16 protein-coding genes and 1 pseudogene are annotated in these 20,171 nt (G+C 66.2%); 4 read left to right on the top strand and 13 right to left on the bottom strand.

Annotated features, from left to right (window positions below):
* Positions 1-291: 291 nt before the first annotated feature.
* A complete protein-coding gene (locus QMG52_RS17385; protein ID WP_283561688.1) occupies positions 292-1,200 on the bottom strand; it encodes a LysR family transcriptional regulator in 909 nt (302 codons plus the stop codon).
* A gap of 193 nt (positions 1,201-1,393) precedes the next feature.
* Here QMG52_RS17385 and QMG52_RS17380 point away from each other — a divergent pair, with 193 nt between their 5' ends.
* On the top strand, positions 1,394-3,295 hold the full coding sequence (locus QMG52_RS17380; RefSeq protein ID WP_283561687.1) for an FAD-binding monooxygenase: 1,902 nt from the start codon (positions 1,394-1,396) through the stop codon (positions 3,293-3,295).
* A gap of 120 nt (positions 3,296-3,415) precedes the next feature.
* Here the strand turns inward: QMG52_RS17380 and QMG52_RS17375 are convergent, their stop codons facing one another.
* The 8 genes from QMG52_RS17375 to QMG52_RS17340 all read right to left on the bottom strand — a co-directional run bounded on the left by QMG52_RS17375 (position 3,416) and on the right by QMG52_RS17340 (position 11,899).
* Positions 3,416-3,706: an antibiotic biosynthesis monooxygenase family protein gene (locus QMG52_RS17375; protein WP_283561686.1), complete on the bottom strand. Its 291-nt coding sequence runs from the start codon at positions 3,704-3,706 to the stop codon at positions 3,416-3,418.
* A gap of 114 nt (positions 3,707-3,820) precedes the next feature.
* Entirely contained in the window at positions 3,821-5,299 is a 1,479-nt protein-coding gene (locus tag QMG52_RS17370; RefSeq protein WP_283561685.1) for an NAD-dependent succinate-semialdehyde dehydrogenase, read from the bottom strand.
* 107 nt (positions 5,300-5,406) lie between these two features.
* Positions 5,407-6,216: an HpcH/HpaI aldolase family protein gene (locus QMG52_RS17365; protein ID WP_283561684.1), complete on the bottom strand. Its 810-nt coding sequence runs from the start codon at positions 6,214-6,216 to the stop codon at positions 5,407-5,409.
* On the bottom strand, positions 6,201-6,986 hold the full coding sequence (hpaH, locus tag QMG52_RS17360) for a 2-oxo-hept-4-ene-1,7-dioate hydratase (RefSeq protein ID WP_283561683.1): 786 nt from the start codon (positions 6,984-6,986) through the stop codon (positions 6,201-6,203). Before hpaH ends, QMG52_RS17365 begins: the two co-directional genes overlap by 16 nt.
* 12 nt (positions 6,987-6,998) lie before the next feature.
* Positions 6,999-8,072, bottom strand: coding sequence for a 3,4-dihydroxyphenylacetate 2,3-dioxygenase (gene hpaD / locus QMG52_RS17355; RefSeq protein ID WP_283561682.1), 1,074 nt, complete (start codon positions 8,070-8,072; stop codon positions 6,999-7,001).
* Positions 8,073-8,115: 43 nt separating this feature from the next.
* Positions 8,116-9,636 (bottom strand): 5-carboxymethyl-2-hydroxymuconate semialdehyde dehydrogenase, encoded by a 1,521-nt coding sequence (gene hpaE / locus QMG52_RS17350; protein ID WP_283561681.1) that lies wholly within the window; start codon positions 9,634-9,636, stop codon positions 8,116-8,118.
* Positions 9,637-9,665: 29 nt separating this feature from the next.
* Positions 9,666-10,400, bottom strand: a complete 735-nt coding sequence (locus QMG52_RS17345) for a GntR family transcriptional regulator (RefSeq protein WP_283561680.1) — start codon at positions 10,398-10,400, stop codon at positions 9,666-9,668.
* Entirely contained in the window at positions 10,397-11,899 is a 1,503-nt protein-coding gene (locus tag QMG52_RS17340; protein WP_283561679.1) for a fumarylacetoacetate hydrolase family protein, read from the bottom strand. Before QMG52_RS17340 ends, QMG52_RS17345 begins: the two co-directional genes overlap by 4 nt.
* Positions 11,900-12,229: 330 nt before the next feature.
* Here QMG52_RS17340 and QMG52_RS17335 point away from each other — a divergent pair.
* A pseudogene (locus QMG52_RS17335) lies at positions 12,230-12,470 on the top strand (MFS transporter); the annotation flags it as partial.
* A gap of 16 nt (positions 12,471-12,486) precedes the next feature.
* Here QMG52_RS17335 and QMG52_RS17330 read toward each other — a convergent pair.
* The 4 genes from QMG52_RS17330 to QMG52_RS17315 form a co-directional block, all read right to left on the bottom strand.
* On the bottom strand, positions 12,487-13,989 hold the full coding sequence (locus QMG52_RS17330) for an APC family permease (RefSeq protein WP_283561678.1): 1,503 nt from the start codon (positions 13,987-13,989) through the stop codon (positions 12,487-12,489).
* 198 nt (positions 13,990-14,187) lie between these two features.
* Entirely contained in the window at positions 14,188-15,597 is a 1,410-nt protein-coding gene (locus QMG52_RS17325) for an aldehyde dehydrogenase family protein (protein WP_283561677.1), read from the bottom strand.
* Between the two features lie 165 nt (positions 15,598-15,762).
* Positions 15,763-16,743 carry an AraC-like ligand-binding domain-containing protein gene (locus QMG52_RS17320; RefSeq protein ID WP_283561676.1) on the bottom strand — a complete coding sequence of 327 codons (981 nt, stop codon included), beginning with the start codon at positions 16,741-16,743 and terminating at the stop codon, positions 15,763-15,765.
* Between the two features lie 180 nt (positions 16,744-16,923).
* Positions 16,924-17,529, bottom strand: a complete 606-nt coding sequence (locus QMG52_RS17315) for a TetR/AcrR family transcriptional regulator (RefSeq protein ID WP_283561675.1) — start codon at positions 17,527-17,529, stop codon at positions 16,924-16,926.
* A gap of 144 nt (positions 17,530-17,673) precedes the next feature.
* Between QMG52_RS17315 and QMG52_RS17310 the strand changes: the two genes are divergently transcribed.
* Positions 17,674-19,614, top strand: coding sequence for a primary-amine oxidase (locus QMG52_RS17310; protein WP_283561674.1), 1,941 nt, complete (start codon positions 17,674-17,676; stop codon positions 19,612-19,614).
* On the top strand, positions 19,589-20,053 hold the full coding sequence (locus tag QMG52_RS17305) for a hypothetical protein (RefSeq protein WP_283561673.1): 465 nt from the start codon (positions 19,589-19,591) through the stop codon (positions 20,051-20,053). The genes QMG52_RS17310 and QMG52_RS17305 overlap by 26 nt, the downstream gene beginning before the upstream one ends.
* The last annotated feature ends 118 nt before the right edge of the window (positions 20,054-20,171 follow it).

The raw sequence follows: 20,171 nt of genomic DNA, 5'->3' as shown, positions 1-20,171 counted from the left end.
GTGGGTGGGGCCACGCTGGTTAGGTTCCCGAAAAGCGCGCCGGCGCTTTACGGGCCAACTGGTGGGTGGGGCCACGCTGGTTAGGTTCCCGAAAAGCGCGCCGGCGCTTTACGGGCCAACTGGTGGGTGGGGCCACGCTGGTTAGGTTCCCGAAAAGCGCGCCAGCGCTTTACGGGCCAACTGGTGGGTGGGGCCACGCTGGTTAGGTTCCCGAAAAGCGCGCCAGCGCTTTACGGGCCAACTGGTGGGTGGGGCCACGCTGGTTAGGTTCCCGAAAAGCGCGCCAGCGCTTTACGGGCCAACTGGTGGGGAATACGCGGCACAGTAGTCGATGAGCGCCTGCAGCTTGCGGCTGGGCTTTTGCCGGGCGGGGTAGGCGAAGCAGATGTCGCTGTGCCCGATGGGGCCCTCGATGGGCAGAGGGACCACCGGAAGGCCCTCGTAGCTGACGTCCAGGGGTGGGCGCTGGACCAGGACGGTGTAGCCCAGGCCACGGGCCACCATGCCGCGCACGGCCTCAAAGCTGGTGGACCGCCATGCAATTTTCGGGTCCAGGCCGGACGCGCGCAGATTGGGCAGTTGGTTGTCGCGAACGGTGGGAATGTTGAGCAGGACCATGTCGTCGTCAGCCAGTTCGGCCAGCCGGACGCCGCTGCGCCCCGCCAGGCGGTGCATGGCACCCACCAGCACGTAGGGCCGGCCCTCCCTGATGACCTGGTATTCGGCGCCGTCGACCACGTGCCGGGTATGGGTGAGGACGGCGTCAAGCCTGCCCTCGAGCATGTCGAGTTGGAGCTGTAGCGGTGGGCCCTCTGTTATGGTCAGTGACAAGTGCGGGTTGGCGGCGGCAAAACCTGCCGTGATGGGCGGAACCCAGAAGTCGGCCAGCGTGCTGTAGCAGCCGAGGTCCAAGGGGCCCGCCAGGGCGTCCGGTGATTCCGCGGTGGTCGCCTGGAGATCGTCCGCCCGGCGCAACAGCATGCGGGCGTCGGCGAGGAACCTGTGCCCCGCGCTGGTCAGGGTGATGCCCTTCGCCTTTTGCCGGACCGCCAGCTGAACGCCGAGGGCCTTTTCCAGTTCCGTCAGGGCCAGCGACAACCCGGCCTGGGAGACGTGGGTGGCCTCGGCAGCGGCCCGGATCGAGCCATGGTCGGCGATGGCGACAAAGTGGAGCACCTGCCGCAGGGTGTAGCGAAACATGCTGGAATTCTACCGACCATGCGGAAACGGGCGCGGAATATAACTCAGCCGTCCAGGGCAGCCCAGCTCACAGGCTTGCGTGAGATGGCGCACACAATTATGCTTAGTGTGCACTATTAGAACTGTATATTCAAATAGTGAATTAAATTCAGTGGTGGTGAACGCGCCGCCACAGTGCAATGAGGAGATTCTTGTGCAGTTCCACCACCATGGATACGTTTCCGGTGACCCGAGGGTCCAGCCGGCCGCCGGCGTCGGCATCGACCGCCCCGAGGTACTTCCCGACGACGTGGACGTGCTCATCGTGGGCTCGGGCCCGGCTGGCATGCTCGTCGCTGCCCAGCTTGCCCAGTTCCCGGACATCACCACGCGCCTCGTGGAACGCCGCGGTGGACGGCTGGAGCTCGGCCAGGCCGACGGCATCCAGGCACGCAGTGTCGAGACCTTCCAGGCGTTCGGTTTCGCCGAGCAGATCACCGCGGAGGCCTACTGGCTCACCGAGATGAACTTCTGGCGCCCGGGCGACGAGGACCCCAAGAACATCGTCCGCGGCGGCCGCGCAGTCGACGACGAGATGGGCATCAGCGAGTTCCCGCACCTCATCGTCAACCAGGCCCGCGTGCTCGACTACTTTGCCGAGGTCGCGGCCAACTCACCCAGCCGCCTCACCCCCGACTTTGGCTGGGACTTCCAGTCGCTCGAGGTCACCGACGAGGGCGAGTACCCCGTGAAGGTCACGCTGGTCCGCAGCGCCGGACCGGACGAGGGCACCGAGCGCATCGTTCACGCCAAATACGTCGTCGGCTGCGACGGCGCGCGCAGCAAGGTCCGCACCTCGATCGGCTGCACCCTCGCCGGCGACGCCGCCAACCACGCCTGGGGCGTCATGGACGTGCTGGCCAAAACTGATTTTCCCGACATCCGCACCAAGTGCGCCATCCAGTCGCATGACGGCGGATCCATCCTGCTGATCCCGCGCGAAGGCGGCCATCTCTTCCGGATGTACGTGGACTTGGGTGAGGTGCCTGCAGACGACCGCGGCGCCGTGCGCAAGACCAGCATCGAGCAGATCATTGCCAAGGCGAACGAGATCATGCACCCGTATACCGTGGACGTGCGCAGCGTTGCCTGGCATAGCGTCTACGAGGTTGGCCACCGCCTCACCGACCGGTTCGACGACGTTCTGGCGCAGGACCGCGGCACCCGCAGCCCGCGCGTCTTCATTACCGGCGACGCCTGCCACACGCACAGCGCCAAGGCCGGCCAGGGCATGAACGTCTCCATGCAGGACGGCTTCAACCTCGGCTGGAAGCTCGGCCACGTGCTCGAGGGCCGCAGCCCCGAGTCGCTGCTGGACACCTACTCCGCCGAGCGCCAGGTCGTTGCGAAGAACCTCATCGACTTCGACAAGCAATGGTCGACGATGATGGCCAAGAAGCCTGAGGAATTCGCCAACCCCACGGAGCTGGAGGACTTCTACGTTCGCACTGCCGAGTTCCCGGCAGGGTTCATGACGCAGTACACGCGCTCGATGCTCACCTCCGGGGACGCCCACCAGGACCTGGCCACGGGGTTCCCGCTTGGCAAGCGCTTCAAGTCCGCCCGCGTCTCCCGCGTCTGCGACACCAACACCCTGCACCTCGGCCACCAGGCCACCGCGGACGGCCGCTGGCGTATCTACGTCTTCGCCGATGCGGCCAAGCCCGGTGCCGCGTCGCCCACCGCCGACCTGGCACAGTGGCTTGCGAACGCTCCGGAATCACCGCTTGCCGCCACCCCCCAGGGGCTCGACGCCGATGCCTGGTTCGACGTGAAGGTCATCTACCAGCAAAAGCACCAGGACATCGACATCAACGCCGTGCCCGACGTGTTTAAGCCCGAGGTTGGCCCGTACCAGCTCACGGATCTGGAGAAGGTTTACGGCGTTGTCGAGGCCGATGACATCTTCGAGGCGCGCGGGCTGTCCCGCGACGGCGTGGTCGTCGTCGTACGCCCGGACCAGTACGTGGCGAACATCCAGCCGCTGCCCGCAACTGCTGAACTGGCCGAGTTCTTCGCTCCCGTGCTGTCGGGGAGCAAGGCCAAGAGGGCCTGACCCAAGCCCGGCCACCTACGGATCACCCGACGTAGTGCCCGCGGCATATCCGCGCGGGCACTAACGGGCCCCGCAGCGATTTCACTGCGGGGCCCGTTTGCTGCCAACTGCGTGCCTTGCTTACCCCAGGTCCACAACCTCGAACTCGAGCAGGTCCATGCCGCTGGCCACCGGGGCCTGCGCGGAGTTGTCGTGGCCGGGCCGCTGGGCCCGCCAGTTCTCAAAGTCTGCCCGGGTGGCCCACTGCGTGTAGACGAAGTAACGGTCCTCCCCGGCGACCGGGCGCAGGAGCTGGAACCCCTCGAAGCCCGGGGAACCGTCCACCGAGTGCTTGCGGGCAGCGAAGCGCGCTTCCAGCTCGGACCCGGCCTCGACGGGGACCTTGAGTGCGTTAATGACAACGATGGACACGATGCTCCTTCCGGGCCCGGAACCGCCGGGCCGCCTGTCCTTTAACGCTACCGCGCGGCGGCCCGAGCAGTAACGCGGGGGCGCGTTCCGCAGCCTTGCGGCTGCCTTCATGGCTTACGCGTACGGATCCGCAATGCCGATATATTGGGTTGCGGTATATTCGGCAATACCCTCGGAGCCGCCTTCACGGCCCAGGCCGGAGTGCTTGACCCCGCCGAAGGGGGCGGCCGCGTTGGAGATGACGCCGGCGTTGAAGCCGACCATGCCGAATTCCAGCTGTTCGCTCACGCGCAGCAGCCGGGAGAAGTCCTTGGTGTACAGGTAGGCGGCCAGGCCGTATTCGGTCGAGTTCGCGATGCGGATGGCGTCGTCCTCGTCCGTGAACGTTGTCACGGGGGCCACGGGGCCGAAGATTTCCTGCTGGAGGATCGCTGCGTCGTTGGGCACATTGCCCAGCACCGTGGGCCGGTAGAAGTAGCCGTCACCATCCACGGCGCTGCCCCCCGCCAGGACCGTGGCACCTGCGGCCACGGCCTCGGTGACCAGGGCGTGGATGCCGGTCCGTGCCTTTTCCTCGATCATGGGACCGACGTCAGTACCGGCCTCGGTGCCGCGACCAACGGTCAGGGCTCCGATGCGCCCGGCCAGCTTCGCCGTGAACTCTTCGGCCACCGACGTGTGGACGAGGAAGCGGTTGGCGGCCGTGCAGGCCTCGCCCATGTTGCGCATCTTGGCGGCCATGGCGCCGTCAACGGCGTCGTCCAGGTCCGCGTCGCCGAAGACAATGAACGGGGCGTTGCCGCCGAGTTCCATCGACGTGCGCAGCACGTTTTCGGTGGCGGCGGCCATCAGTTGCTTACCCACCGCGGTGGAACCGGTGAAGGATATTTTGCGCAGCCGCGAATCCTTCAGCAGCGGCCCGGAGATGGAGGAGGCGCTGGAGCTGGAGACGACGTTTAGGACGCCGTCGGGCAGGCCGGCTTCCTGCATGACCAGGGCGAACAGCTGCGCGGTCAACGGGGTCAGCTTCGCGGGCTTGAGCACCATGGTGCAGCCCGCGGCTACGGCCGGACCCACCTTGCGCGTGGCCATGGCCAGCGGGAAGTTCCACGGCGTGATCAACAGGCACGGGCCCACCGGCTTGTGCTGGACCAGGATCTTGTTTTTGCCTTCCGGCGAGGTCACATAGCGGCCATAGTCGCGCACGGCCTCCTCCGAATACCAACGCAGGAACTCGGCACCGTAGGCCACCTCGCCGCGGGCCTCCGCCAGCGGCTTGCCCATTTCCAGCGTCATCAGCAGGGCGAAGTCCTCGGTCCGTGCCGTGATGAGCTCGAACGCCTTGCGCAGGATTTCGGCGCGCACCCGCGGTGCCGTCCGGGCCCAGCCGGCCTGTGCTGCGGATGCCGCGTCCAGCGCCGCCAGGGCGTCCTCGCCGGTGCCGTCCGCGATGGACGCCAGCACCTTGCCGGTGGCGGGGTCGTGGACGTCCAGCGTCTTGCCGCCGGAGGCCTGGCGCCATTGTCCGTTGATGAGCAGCCCGGTGGGGACGGAAGCAAGCAGGTTCGCTTCGCGGTCAACTGTGATGGTCATGAATGTGCTCCTTGAAAAAGTCTGTGGGATGGCGTGGGTGGGCCCACAGCTCCGAGGGCCCCGCGTGTTCAGCGCTCTAGCGCTGTTAACGTGGGAGGAGGTGGGGATTAGTAGCTGGTGGTTGGCCCGGCGTCGGACGCCGGGACGTACGTGTTGGCAAGGGCTTCGCTGCCCCGCGCCAGCAGGGCGACATCGGCGCCGACCAGAATGAAGTCCACGCCTGCATCGAGGTAGCGGTGGGCGGTTTCCTGGGCGAAGGCGTTCACCCCCACCGGCTTGCCGGCCGCCTTGGCCACCTTGATGCAGTGTTCGACGGCGGCGACGACGTCGGGATGTTCCTGCTGTCCCAGCACGCCCATGGATGCGGCCAGGTCCGACGGCCCGATGAACACGGCGTCGATCCCGTCTGTGGCCACGATCCGGGCCGCGTTTTCCACGGCCTGGGTGGATTCGATCTGCACCATCAGGGTGATGGTTTCCGCTGCCGTTGCAAGGTAGTCCGGGATGCGGTTCCACCGCGCGGACCGGGCCAGGGCGGAACCGACGCCGCGGACGCCGTGCGGCGGGTAGCGGGCGGCGGCCACCGCGGCAGCAGCGTCGTCGGCCGTGTGGACCATGGGGATCAGCAGCGACTGCGCGCCCAGGTCCAGGTACTGCTTGATCACCACGGCGTCGTTGACCGGCGGGCGCACCACGGCCGTGACCGGGTAGCCGTTCACGGCCTGCAGCTGGGCCAGGATGGATTCAAGGCCGTTGGGGCTGTGCTCCGCGTCGATCAGCAGCCAGTCCAGCCCGGCCCCGGCGCAGACTTCCGCGACCAGCGGGCTGCCGGAACACACCCACATGCCGGCCAGCGGGCGGTCCGCGGCGGCCAGCGCGTCCTTGAACGACGGAGCGGGCTTTATTCGAAGCGGCATGTGATGGTGCCCAGCTTTCCGTAGTCGGCGAAGACGGTGTCCCCGGCATGGACCCACATGGGGCGGGTGAAGGAGCCGGCGAGGATGAGCTCCCCGGCCTTGAGCACGTCACCGTGCGGGGCGATCTTGTTCGCCAGCCAGGACACGCCCGACGCCGGGTGGTTGAGCACGCCGGCCGCCACCCCGGTTTCTTCCACGGTCTGGTTCTTGTACAGGATGGCGGAGACCCAGCGGAGGTCGACGTCGTCGGGCTTCACCGGGGTCCCGCCCACCACCATGGCGCCCATGGCGGCGTTGTCGCTGATGGTGTCCACGATGGTTCGGCCCTCCATTTCGATCCGGGAATCGAGGATCTCCAGGGCGGGCACCACGTACTCGGTGGCCCGGAGGACATCGAAAATGGAAGCGTCCGGGCCGCTGACGTCATTCTTGAGTAGAAACGCCAGCTCCACCTCAATGCGGGGGTGCGAGTACTGGTCCCACTGAACCGTGCAGCCGTTCTCCAGGATCATGTCCTTGAAGATGATCCCGTAGTCCGGCTCCGTGATGCCCGTGGCGTATTGCATGGCCTTGGACGTCAGGCCGATTTTGTGCCCGCCGAGCACCCGTCCGGCAGTCTCGCCGCGCTGCCGCCACAAGTTCTGCACACGGTAGGAGTCCTCCACCGTCATCTCCGGGTACCGCTGCGTCAGCCGGGGCACCGGAACACGGCTCCGGCCGGCCTCCACCAGCTCGTCGGCAATGCGCGCAATGGTGTCATCATCAAGCATGTTCTGTCTCCCTTAGAGCTGGTTGCCCATCTTGAAGCCGCGTTCCTCGCCCGGTTCCCGGGTGTAGGAGAAGCCGTCGGCACCGACTGTGACGGCCATCTCCGACGCGTCGGTGCGCTTGATGACGGGCTGCGGATTACCGTCCAGGTCCAGGACCAGGGAGGCCTCGGTGTACCAGGAAGGGACCACGGGGTTGCCCCACCAGTCGCGGCGCTGGTTGTCGTGGACGTCCCAGGTGACCGTGGGGTTGTCCGGATCTCCGGTGTAGTAGTCCTGCGTGTAGATCTCCACCCGGTGGTCGTCCGGGTCAAGGATGTACAGGTAGAAGGCGTTGGAGACGCCGTGCCGCCCGGGGCCGCGCTCGATCCGGTCGGAGATGCGCAGGGCACCCATCTTGTCGCAGATCTGGATGATGTTGTGCTTCTCGTGGGTGGCGAAGGCGATGTGGTGCATGCGGGGGCCGTCGCCGCCGGTCAGCGCCGTGTCGTGCACGGTCTGCTTTCGGTGCATCCACACCGCGTAGCTGACGCCGTCGGAGTCCTTGATGTCCTCCGAGACGCGGAAGCCCAGGTCTTCCAGGTACTTGCGGCCCTTCGGCACGTCAGTGGTGACCTGGTTGAAGTGGTCCAGTCGGACCAGCTCGCCGGCGTTGTAGAGGTCGTAGCGCTGGGTCAGGCGTTCCACGTGGGTGGTCTCATAGAAGAATTCGTAGGGGAAGCCCAGCGGGTCCTCCACGCGGACAGCGTCGCCGATGCCCTTGACGAAGCCGTCCTTGCGACGCTCGGTGCGGCAGCCCAGCTCCTTGTAGTAGGCCTCGGCGGCGTCCACTTCCACCGGGGACTTGACGCGGAATGCGGCGACGGCGATCGCTGCGACAGGGCCCTGGCGCAGCACGAGGTTGTGGTGGATGAACTCCTCCAGCGAGCGCAGGTAGACGGTGTTCTCGTCCTCTTCGGTGACATGTAGGCCCAGTACGTCCACGTAGAACTCGCGGGACCTGGCCAGGTTGGTGACCACCATTTCCATGTAGGCGCAGCGGACGATGTCCGGGGCCGGGATGGTGGGGGTGGTGATGAAGTCGGTCATGGGGTTCTCTCTTCTTTGAGTAAGTAGGGGAGGGGAAGCCGGACTAGCCCTCGAGCGTGGCGGCGGCTTCCACGCTGCCGAATTTGGGGGTGTGGACGGTGCCGAGGGTGATGTGCACGGCCTGCTGGTCGGTGTAGAAGTCGATGGAGCGGAAGCCGCCCTCGTGGCCCAGACCGGACGCCTTGACCCCGCCAAACGGGGTGCGCAAGTCGCGGACGTTGTGGCTGTTCAGCCACACCATCCCGGCCTCGACGTTCTGGGCGAAGTTGTGGGCGCGGGTGAGGTTTTGCGTCCAGATGTAGGCGGCCAGTCCGTACCTGACGCCGTTCGCCAAGGCCAGCGCCTCGTCGTCGTTCTCAAAAGGGGTGATGGCGACAACGGGGCCGAAGATTTCCTCCTGGAAGATCCGGGCCTCCGGCTTCACATCGGCGAAGACGGTGGGGGCCACATAGTTGCCGGTGTCCAGGCCCTCGGGGCGGCCGCCGCCGGCGAGCAGGCGGCCCTCGGACTTGCCGATTTCCACGTAGGACATGACTTTGTTGTAGTGCTCCGGGTGGACCAGCGCACCGACTTCGGTCTTGGAGTCGTGGGGGTCGCCGACCACGATGTTTTTGGCCCTGGCGGCGTACTTTTCGCAGAATTCGTCGTAAATGGCGCGCTCCACCAGGATGCGGGAGCCGGCGGTGCAGCGCTCGCCGTTGAGGGAGAATACGCCGAACAGGGCGGAGTCGATCGCGGCGTCGAGGTCGGCGTCGGCGAAGACAACGCAGGGGCTCTTGCCGCCCAATTCCATGGACAGTCCCTTGAGGTTGGTGGCGGCGTTTCGGAAGATGGTCTGGCCCGTGGTGGTCTCGCCGGTGAAGGAAATCAGCGGCACGTCCGGGTGTTTGACCAGCGCGTCGCCGGCGTCCTCGCCCAGGCCGTTGACCAGGTTGAACACGCCGTGCGGCAGGCCGGCATCCTCGAAGATCGTGGCCCACAGCGACGCGGACAGTGGCGTGAACTCGGCGGGCTTGAGCACCACGGTGCAGCCGGAGGCCAGCGCGGGGGCCAGCTTCCAGGATTCCAGCATGAACGGCGTGTTCCAGGGCGTGATGAGCCCGGCGACGCCGATCGGCTTGCGGTTGACGTAGTTGATTTGGGCGCCGGGGACCTTCATGGCGTCGTCGAACTGGGCCACGATCAAATCGGCGAAGAAGCGGAAGTTCTCCGCGGCACGCAGCGCCTGGCCGCGGGACTGGGTGATGGGCAGGCCGGAGTCAAAGGTTTCCAACTCGGCGAGCCGCGCCTCCTGGGCCTCGACGGCGTCGGCGATCTTGTTCAGGATGCGGGCCCGCTCGCGTGGCTTCATGCGCGGCCAGGGGCCCTCGTTGAAGGCCTTGGTGGCGGCGGCCACGGCGAGGTCAATGTCCTCTTTTTGGCCGGCGGCGGCCGTTGCGTAGTTGGTGTTGGAGACGGGATCCAGCACGTCGAAGGTCGCCCCTCCGATGGAATCGACTTTCTTGCCGTCGATGTAGTGCTGGATGTGGGTGGGGAGGTTCTCCGGGAGGTAGTGCTCAGCCATTGAAGATGTCCTTTTCTTCTGTTGTGGTGCTAGTGAGAGGGGGCTAACGGGGCGTGTTCATGAAATAGGGCCACCGGCTGGTCACGGGCGTTGCGGGCAAGGTAGGCGTCCAAGGTGGCAGCGCGGTGGGCGCGGGCGGCGCGTTCGACGTCGTCGGCCTTGGCCCCGCTCTCCAGCAGCTTCAGCAGCGCCTCGTGCTCGGCCACTGATTCGCTGGCCCGGCCCGGGACGTAGGCGAACGTGGAGGAACGCAGGGCCTGCAGCCGGTTCCAGCCGCGGTGGACCAGGTCAAGGATGTGCGGGTTAGGGCAGTTTTCAAACAGGACGCTGTGGAACTCCTGGTTCAGCGCTGTGAAGCGGATGGGGTCAAAATGTTCCAGCGACTCGCGCATCGCGGCGTTGACGGCCCGGGCCCTGGCGATGTCGGAGCCGGTGATCAGGGGAGCGGACAGTGCCGTGGCGGCACCCTCCACGATACTCAGGGTCTGCATCGTGTACAGGTACTCGGTGGGATCGATCCCGGCCACCGTGGCGCCGACATTCCGCTCGAAGGTGACGAAGCTTTCGGCCTCCAAGCGGCGGATGGCCTCGCGCACCGGCACCACGGAGAAACCGAGGTCATCGGCCAGCTTGGCCAGTACCAGCCGGTAGCCGGGGGTGTACTCACCGCCGAGGATCTTTTCCTTGATGGCGGCGTAGGCCCGCTCGGACTTGCTGCCGGTTTCACTGCTGCCGGTTTCGCTGCTCGCGGTTGTGCTGCTCACGGTTGTGCCGCCGGGTTCGGATGCGTGGTGGCCCATTCGGCGAACCTGGCCTTCCAGGCCGCGTTCATCGGGTACAGTCCCTCCACGCTGTTGCCTTCCGCGACCATTTCGGCGATGTAGATTTCCTCGTGCTCCTGGGTGATGGCGTCGTCGGCCACCTCTTCCGCCAACGACGGCGGGATGACGAGCACCCCGTCAGCGTCGCCGACGATGATGTCGCCGGGCTGGACGGTGGCACCGCCGCAGGAGATGGTCAGGTCCGTGTCCCAGGGGATGTGCTTGCGGCCCAGGACCGCGGGGTGGGCGCCGGTAAAGAAGGTCGGCATGTCCAGGGCGGCCACAGCCGCAACGTCTCGGACGCCGCCGTCGGTCACGATGGCCGCGGCGCCCTTGATCTGGGCGCGCAGGGCCAGGATGTCGCCCACAGTGCCCGTGCCGGGCTCGCCGCGGGCCTCCATGACCAGCACGTCGCCGTCGTTGAGCGTGTTGATGATGCGCTTCTGGGCGTTGTAGCCGCCGCCGTGCGCCTTGAACAGGTCCTCGCGGTTGGGCACATAGCGCAGGGTGCGGGCGGTGCCGGCGATTCGGAGCTCGGGGCGGGTGGACTTCAGCCCGTCGATGCTGACGTTGTTCAACCCGCGCTTGCGCAGCTGCGCGCTCAGCGTGGCCGTGCCGACACTGGTGAGCTTTCGCTTGAGCTCGGCGCTGAGCCCCTTTGGTGTCAGGCCGGCGGCTTCTGCGGAGCCGTAGGCGTCCTCGCGGTCGGCGTCGGTGGCCATGGGCCCGCTGCCGAAGTCCGCGAATGGCGTTTCCCCCTGCACGACGACGGTGCGCAGCCGCCCGGTGCTCAATTCTGCCGTATTCGATTCTGCAGTGCCCGCTCCCGGGGCGGGGGAGCTGACTTCCACCTCGATGACGTCGCCGGGCACGGCGACGGAGGAGCCGGCCGGGGTGCCCGTGAGGATGACGTCGCCCGGTTCCAGCGTCATGAGCTGGGACAGGTCCGCGACGATCTGGCTGAACGGGAAGATCAATCCCTCGGTGGTGTCGTCCTGGACGGGGTCGCCGTTGACCCAGGTGCGCACGCGCAGGGCGGTCGGGTCGACGTCGGCCGCCGGAATCAGTCCGGGGCCGAAAGGGGTGAAGCCGTCCCCGGACTTGGAGCGGACGTTGGATCCCTTGTCCGCGTACTTGAGGTCATAGACGCCAAGATCATTGCTGGCGGTGATGTACCCGACGTGGGACCAGGCGTCCTCGACGCTGACGCGGCGTGCGGCGGTGCCGATCACCAGGGCGATCTCGCCCTCATAGGCGAGGAGTTCACAACCGGCGGGGCGCTCGATCTCGGAACCGGTCAGGCTCAGTGACGACGACGCCTTGAGGAAGTAGGACGGCTTGGCCGGGGTGCGCCCGCGCTGGTCAGCCCGCGACTGGTACGCCAGATGGACGGCAACAACCTTGCCGGCCTGCTTGACGGTGGCTGCGGTGACTTGTTCCACGGAACTCTCCTGGGCTGGGGATGGATGAGTTGCGGGGGCCTGCGGGGACCCCACACCATCAAGTACGATATCGTATACGATCAACTTTGCCATGTTGCCCCCGTCACGTCAACTGCCCGGGCGAAAGAATTATTCAGAGCGGGACACGCCAGGGCTGCCGGCACCGAAATTCAGAAGACAGCTCCTGCGTGTGGCCGGATATTCGGGGTATTTGGAGGACAGCATCCTAGGGTTGCATGCTCGCGAACTCCTAGGCGCTGTCTTCTCATTCCGTGGACGGGCCTGACACCCGCAGGTGCTGTCACTTCAGCGGCCGGGCCTGGAGGTCCCAAGATCGGGCGCCGTGCCACGTTCGTGGACGGCCACGCGCTGATCTTCGTCTGGATGATTCCCATGTTCCTGCTGATCGACGCGAGCAGCGACTTCCGCTAGGGTCTCGCAGCGGTTCGTCCTGACCATCGGCTTGGGACTGTCCTACGGGCCGCAGTCGGCGATGTACGCCGAAATGTTCCCGGCGTACATACGCTACTCGGGCATCTCCATCGGGTACGCGATCGGCGCGATCCTCGGTTTCGGTGAATGTGGTGTCAGGAGGAGGTGTCCGGTGCCCCGCCGAAGCCGATGCCCCGGTAGACGTCCGGCCGGTGCTTCTTCAGCCGCAGCCCCCAGAAGACGCCGGCGATGCCGGGCAGGATCACGATGGCCGGCAGGATCACGGACAGTGGCGAGAACTCGGTGGAGCCAATCAGTACATTGAAGTTCACCACGATCAATACGAACACGATGCCCAGTGTGATGGCCGCTAATGTAGGGGCGACGAGCCGCGTCCAGGCCGAGTACTCGCCGCGGTGCTTGCGGAAGTAACCGATCACGGCCACCGAGATCATCACGAGCAGCAGGACCAGGCCGAACGCGCCGGTGTTCGTCAGCCAGGTGAAGAACGTCAGGACCGGGTACAGCAGGCCGAGCTCGGAGCCGGTGCCGGCGATCGCGAACACGGCCAGCATGACCAGGGCCAGCGCGGACTGGACAAGCGAGCCAGCCACCGGGGCATGGCGCCGGTTAACGCGGGCCAGGGAGCGCGGCAGCACGCCCTCCCGGCCGAGCGAGAAGACATAGCGGGCGACGGCGTTGTGGAACGCGATGAGCGCGGCGAGCAGGCTGGTGACGAACAGGACCTGGGCAACGTCCGAAACGATCACAGCGCCATGGTCGGTGAGGAAGTTGAACAGCAGATCCGGGCCCTGCTTCTGGGACTCGGCGATGATGTTGCCCGGACCGATGCCGATCATCATGGCCCACGAGGAGACGGCGTAGAACACCGAGATGATGCCGACGGCGATGTAGGTGGCCCGGGCGATCGAGCGCTTCGGGTCCTTCGCCTCCTCGCTGTAGATCGCGGCCGATTCAAAGCCCATGAACGCGGCCATGCTGAACGACAGGGCGGCCCCGACGCTGGCCGTGAACAGGTCCGAGGGCGCAAATCCGGCACCGCTGGTGCCTTCCGGGCTGACAACGAAGGAGATCACGTCGAAGACGATAACGGCCAGGAACTCACCGGCGACGAGCACGCCGATCACCTTCGCCGACAGGTCGACCTTGTTCACGCCGAGCCAGCCAACAATCACGAAGCCAACGAGAGCCGCGACCCACCAGGGGATGTTGGTGCCGAGCTTGCCGTTGATGAACGACGACAGCGCGAAGCCGAACAGGCCGTAGATGCCCACCTGCATGGCGTTGTAGGAGACCAGCGCGACCCATGAGGCGCCGACGCCGGTGGCCCGGCCCAGGCCCTGGGCGATGTAGGCGTAGAACGCCCCGGCGTTGCGGATGTGCGAGCTCATGGCAGCATAGCCGACGGCGAACAGGGCCAGGCAGACGCCCAGTACGACGAAGGATAAGGGAATGCCCAGGTTGGCGCTGACGGCGAAGTTGCTCGGCACTCCGCCGCCGACGACGGTCAGCGGGGCGGATGCGGCGATGATCATGAAGACGAGCGCGGGCACGCCGAGCGTGCGCTTGCTCAGGCCCCTGGTGTCCGCGTTGCTGGCGGCGGTGCCGGCGGCCGGAAGGGTTTGTTCGTGTGACATTAAAACCTCCATTGGAGAATAAAGATGCCTTGAGTGTGGCAGGAATCACCGACTGCGACTTGTTGTTGACGGCACCGCCGTTGACTGCCAGTGCAAAGTTTGTCGCCAGCACGTCCTGAGACGCCTGCCGGAAACGCCCGACCGGGGCATGCGACGGGACCACAGCCAAGGTGGATGGCTGCGGTCCCGGGCTTGGAATTAGCCGTTGATCACTTGGGGGACGCCGAGGGCTTTGAGGCCTTCGACGCCGAATTCGAGCCCGTAGCCGGACTGTTTGGCCCCGCCGAACGGAATGCGGGGATCCACGGCGCCGTGCTTGTTGATCCACACGGTGCCGGCCTGGATACGCGCCGCCACGCTGCGGGCCCTGGCCGGGTCGGAGGACCAGACGGAGGCGCCGAGCCCGACGTCCAGGCCGTTGGCCATGGCCACCGCCTCGTCAACGGTGCTGTACCGGATGATGGGCAGGGCCGGGCCGAATTGTTCCTCTGCCACCAGGGGGTTGTTGTTGTCGATGTCTGCCACGAGTGTGGTCGGGTAGAAGTAGCCGGGCTGCGCCGGGTCCGGGTTCCCGCCCAGCAGCACGCGCGCACCGGAGTCCTTGGCAGCTTCCACGAGCCGCGCCACGATGTCGTATTGCGCCTTGTTCTGCAGCGGTCCGAGCACGTTGGCCTCGTCCAGCCCCACGCCCATCGGCATTGCGGCGGCGACGGTTGCGAGGGCTTGGCAGACATCGTCATAGATGTCCTCGTGCACGTAGAGCCGTTTCAGGGCCGCACAGGTCTGGCCGGTGTTGATGAACGCACCCCAGAACAGGTCTTCAGCGATGGCTTTCGGATCGGCGTCGGGGAGCACAATTCCGGCGTCGTTGCCGCCGAGTTCAAGGGTCAGGCGCTTGACGGTGCCGGCCGAGGACTTGATGATGGCCTTCCCCGTTGCGGTGGAGCCGGTGAACATGATTTTGCCGATGGCGGGGTGCTCCGCCAGGCGGGCGCCCACGTCCCGGCCGCCGCAGACCACCGAGAGGAGGCCCTCGGGGAGTTCCTGGTTGATGACGTTGACCAGGGCCAGCACGCTCAGCGGGGTGTATTCGGAGGGTTTGAGGACCACGGCGTTGCCCATGCGCAGGGCCGGGGCGAGTTGCCAGACCGAGATCATCATGGGCCAGTTCCAGGGCCCGATCGCACCGACGACGCCGATGGGGCGGTAGTGGATCTCGGCGTGCGTTTCGCCGTCGTCCACCACCGTCTCCGGGGACAGTTCGGTCGCGGCGGTGGCGCGCAGCCAGGCGGCGCAGGCGCCGACCTCGAAGCGGGCGTTGGGGCCGTTGAGCGGCTTGCCCTGCTCGCGGGAGAGCAGCACGGCCAGTGCCTCGGCGGAGCGTTCGACGGCGTCTGCCGCCCTGAGCAGCGCGGCGCTGCGGGCCTCGTGGCCCAGGGCCGCCCAGGCCGGCTGGGCTGCCGCGGCGGCGGCGATTGCGCGTTCCAGGTCTTTAACTGTGTGGACCGGCGCCTCGCCCACTGCTTCACCCGTTGCCGGGTCCAGCAGTGTTCGGCTCTGGCCGGCGGCCGGTGCGATGGATGTGAGGAGGTCGGCATACGTTTCCATGAAAACTCCACTTCGAGTCGGTGGGTGCACTGCCTGTGGGGCAATGCTGTAATTCCTTGCTGCCCCCAGTTTCACCGATCGCCACCGGGCCGTCTTGTCATTTAGTGAAAGGCTGTTGACCCCAGGCGAACAACTGCCTCGCCCGGTGCAAAGGCGGTTTCAGGCTCAGGCCTGGGCGGCGGCCCTGCGGTAGCTGCTCGGCGGCTCGCCAAAGGCGGCACGGAAAATGCGGCTAAAGTGCGCCGCTTCCAGAAAGCCCCAGCGTGCCGCAATGGCGCTGACGGCGCGATGGGCCTGAAGCGGGTCGCGCAGTTCGCGGCGGCAGTTCTCGAGCCGCCGCGTGCGGATCCACTGGGCCACCGTCGTGCCGGCCTCCTGGAAGACGTTGTGCAAGTGACGGGTGGAGATGAAGTGCGCCGCAGCGACGCTTGCCGGGGATAGACCGGGGTCGGCCAGGTTGACCTCGATGAAGCGGCGGATCCTGCCCAAAAGTTCCTCGTGCGGGTGACCGGTGCCGTCCTGGCGGTGGTCCAGTTCCGCGGCGAACAAGGTGCCGAGCAAGTCCACCGCGTTGTGGGCCAGACGGTGGCCGCTGGGACCGGAGAGCACCTCGAGGTTTTCGGCCAGCTGGGTCATGAAGGGGCTGATCATGCGACCCAGCCCCTGGTCGGCGGCCATCCGCGTCGCCGTCAGCCCGCCCACGGAACCGGCCGGCAGGTCCAGGGCGTCGTGCGGGAACATCAGCACCAGTGTGCGGAAATCGGATTCGAAGGCCAGCGTGTAGGGGCGGTGGGTGTCGTAAACGGCGAGGTCCCCGGGCAGGAGGACGGCCTCGCGGTTGTCCTGGACCAGGATCCCGCTGCCTTCAAGCTGCAGGTTCAACTTGAAGTACAGCCGGTCCGATCGGGAGATCAGCGACGGGGTCCGGTGCACGCTGTGCCCCGTGGCCGTGACCTCGACGATGGACAGCTCGTCCAGGAGGCGGGAGCGGAGCCGGCCGTGGAAGTGGGTCGGGTCGCTGGAGCGGACATGCAGCGGAACGAAGGATTCGGAGATGAGGTCATGCCAGGCGGAGAAGGAGTGGGCAACGGCCGTCTGGACGGCTTCGGCGGTATTGGGAGAGCAAGTGTCGAGGGAGACGGTCATTGGCAAATTCCCTAGTGGTGCGAAGGCCTGTGGCGGGAGCATGCCGCCCCGACGGGCCTCTGCGGGGCGCGGGAGGCTCCTGCGAAGGTGTGGCGGACAGCACTTTTCCTTCACTTTAGCTGCTGGTGTGGCCGCTGTCACTTATTTTCGACAATTGGCGAATAAAAGCGGATGCGAGCCTCAGGCGGCCCGACTTTCAGCATGCAGGAGCAGCAGGTAGGCGTCGAGCTGGGCGCTCAATTGCGCCGGCAGGTGCGCCCCGGGGGACATGGCCGCAACGATCTGGGCACCCAGAAGCATGCTCAGCAATTGGTTGACGATGTCTTCGTTGCTTGTGGATGCCGTAACTTCCCCGCGGGCCCGCGCCTCTCGCAGGTATCCGTCCATGGCGGAGCGCCACTGGTTCATGGACGTCTCGTGCAACTCGGCCTTGGCGGGGTCGGTGAGGGCCTTTTGCCAGAACGGGATGACGATGCGGGCTTCGTAGATGCGGTCGTCATCCAGGGGGAGCACCTCCTGGCAAAAGGCGCGCAGCGCCTCCAGACCCACCTTGCCTGCGGAGGTGCCGGCGATGCGCTGGTTGGTCCGGTTGAAGACGTGGCCAAAGGCGAAGGTGATCAGCTCATCCTTATTGGGGAAGTAGGGCTTCAGGGCGCCGTTCGCAAAGCCTGCCTCCAGTGCGATTTCACGCATGGTGGCACCCTCAATCCCATGCTGGGCAATGATCCGCCAGGTGGCATCCACCAGCTCAAGCCGACGCTGGTCGTGGTCGACAATCTTGGGCATTGAAGTTCTCCTGGCGGGCCGTCGCGGCAAACAAAATGGGGCTGACCCCTTGTGGTGCATCTTACGTGTGAGTATTCTCTACATTCATAGAATAAAAACTTTCCAACGGCCTGCCATGGCCGCCGCACCACAGAAAGGGTAGCCATGACTGCCGCCACGGACGTCGAAGCCTCCTCCTATTCACTGGTCTCCGCCGCAGAAATCACCGCAGTCCGGGACATCCTGCTCACCGCCGGCCTGCTGGGGGACGCCGTGCGATTTGCCTATCTGGGACTGCTGGACCCGCCGCGGGGACACTCCGTGGCGGCTGAGGTTGACCGCCGGTACCGCGCGTTCCTGCATGACGTTGCCGGAGCCGCCACCAAGGACGTGGTGGTCTCGGTGACCCGGGGCGCCGTCGAATCCGCCGTCGAGCTTGACACCGCGGTGATGGGGGAGCTTCCGGTCCTGGCAGAGGAATTCGAGGTCGTTGAGGCGATACTCTCGACCAACGCCGAATGGCTCAAGGCGCTCGCAGCCCGGAACCTGGACGTTGCCAAGGTGCGCGTGGCGCCGCTTTCCGCAGGTGTCTTCGAATATCCGGAGGAAAAGGGCCGGCGCATCCTGCGCGGGCTCGCCTTTGTGCAAAATTTCCCGGAGGACAGCCCCTGGGCTCACCCCGTCGACGGGCTCGTGGCCTATGTCGACGTCGTCAACAAGTCTGTGGACGCGGTCCTGGACTACGGCGCGGTTTCTGTTCCCGCGGAGCACGGCAACTACACCGACCCCGAGCTGACGGGTCCGATGCGGGAGACGCAAAAGCCGATCATCATCACCCAGCCGGAAGGCTCCAGCTTCACCGTCGCGGGCGGCAACCACATTGAGTGGGAGAAGTGGAGTCTGGACGTCGGCTTCGACGCCCGCGAAGGCGTGATCCTGCACAACCTCTCGTTTGCCGACGGCGGCCGGAAGCGCTCCATCATCAATCGCGCCTCCATTGCCGAGATGGTGGTCCCCTACGGCGACCCCTCGCCCGTGCGGTCCTGGCAAAACTACTTCGACACGGGTGAATACCTGGTCGGCCAGTACGCAAATTCCCTGGAACTCGGATGCGACTGCCTGGGTGAGATCACCTACCTGAGCCCGGTGATCAGCGACGCCTTCGGCAACCCCCGCGAGATCCACAACGGCATCTGCATGCATGAAGAGGATTGGTCGATCCTGTCCAAGCACTCGGACCTGTGGAGCGGGATCGACTACACCCGCCGCAACCGCCGCCTGGTGATTTCCTTCTTCACCACCATCGGCAATTACGACTACGGATTTTACTGGTACCTCTACCTGGACGGAACCATCGAGTTTGAGGCCAAGGCCACCGGGATCGTCTTCACCAGCGCCTACCCCGGGAAGGGTTACCCGTACGCTTCCGAGCTGGCGCCCGGGCTTGGCGCGCCCTACCACCAGCACCTGTTCGGGGCGCGCCTCGACATGGCCGTGGATGGACTGGCGAACCGGGTGGAGGAGGAGGACGTGGTGCGCGTGCCGATGGGCGAGGGAAATGAACGCGGCAACGCCTTCAGCCGCACGCGCACGGTGCTGGCCACGGAGTCCCAGGCCGTCCGGGAGGCGGACATGCGCAGCGGCCGGACGTGGGTGATATCCAACCCGACGTCACTCAACCGGCTGGGGGACCCGGTGGCCTACAAGCTCCATCCCCAGGGCCAGCCCATGCTGTTGGCGGACCCGGAGTCGTCGGTGGCCAAACGGGCCGCGTTTGCGACGAAGGATCTTTGGGTCACGCAGTTCGCTGAGGGCGAGCACTACCCGACGGGCGACTTCGTCAACCAGCATAGTGGTGGGGCCGGTCTGCCCGCCTACATCGCCGCGGACCGCGACATCGACGGCCAGGACATCGTAGTCTGGCACACGTTCGGGCTGACACATTTCCCGAGGGTGGAGGATTGGCCGATCATGCCCGTTGACTCCGTCGGCTTCAAGCTGCGGCCGGAAGGGTTCTTTGACCGCAGCCCAGTGTTGGACGTGCCGGCCAGCGGGCCGGCCCGGCATGAGAGTGGACCCGATGGTGACGACCGCTGCCGTTGCTGACACCCGTCCCGAAATCGGGGCTGGCGTCCGAGGCAGGCAGCACGCGCGCCTGTGCGCCGCCGTCGCGCTTGCCTCGGTCATCGCGCACCTGTGGATGGGCTGGGAGCACCGGGTGATGCCTTGGGAAAGCGGGCTGATGCTGCTCATGGCCGCCGCGTGCCTCCCGTGTGCACTGGCCGTGTGGCGCAACACCAATGACAGGGCCGTGCACGTCCTCTTCGCCATGGCTTTGATCATGGTCGCTGTGCACGCCGCCCTTCTCTTGGCGCCCGGCTCCATGGCCGGCCACCAGCACGGCACCACGGGTCCCAACGGCACTCGCATGACCGGTACGGCTTCCAACTCGGCCACGATGTTAGGCGTCGTCGCCCTTGAGCTGGGTGTGGCCATGCTGGCTGCGTGGACAATGCGGCGCGCACGCTCCTGCGGCGCGGAATGACTTGGCGGACCCACCGTTGAGGTGACACGTAACCGTGCTCTGCCGACCGGCAAAGGGTGGGTTACGGTGTCCCCTCGACCGGTTAAACGGCGCACGACGCCGGCACTCACCAAGATCG

This window comes from Paenarthrobacter sp. PH39-S1 (genome assembly GCF_030063245.1).
GTDB lineage: Bacteria > Actinomycetota > Actinomycetes > Actinomycetales > Micrococcaceae > Arthrobacter_M.
The sequence above is the reverse complement of the archived record's forward strand: the minus strand, read 5'-3'. Positions and strand labels throughout refer to the sequence as shown.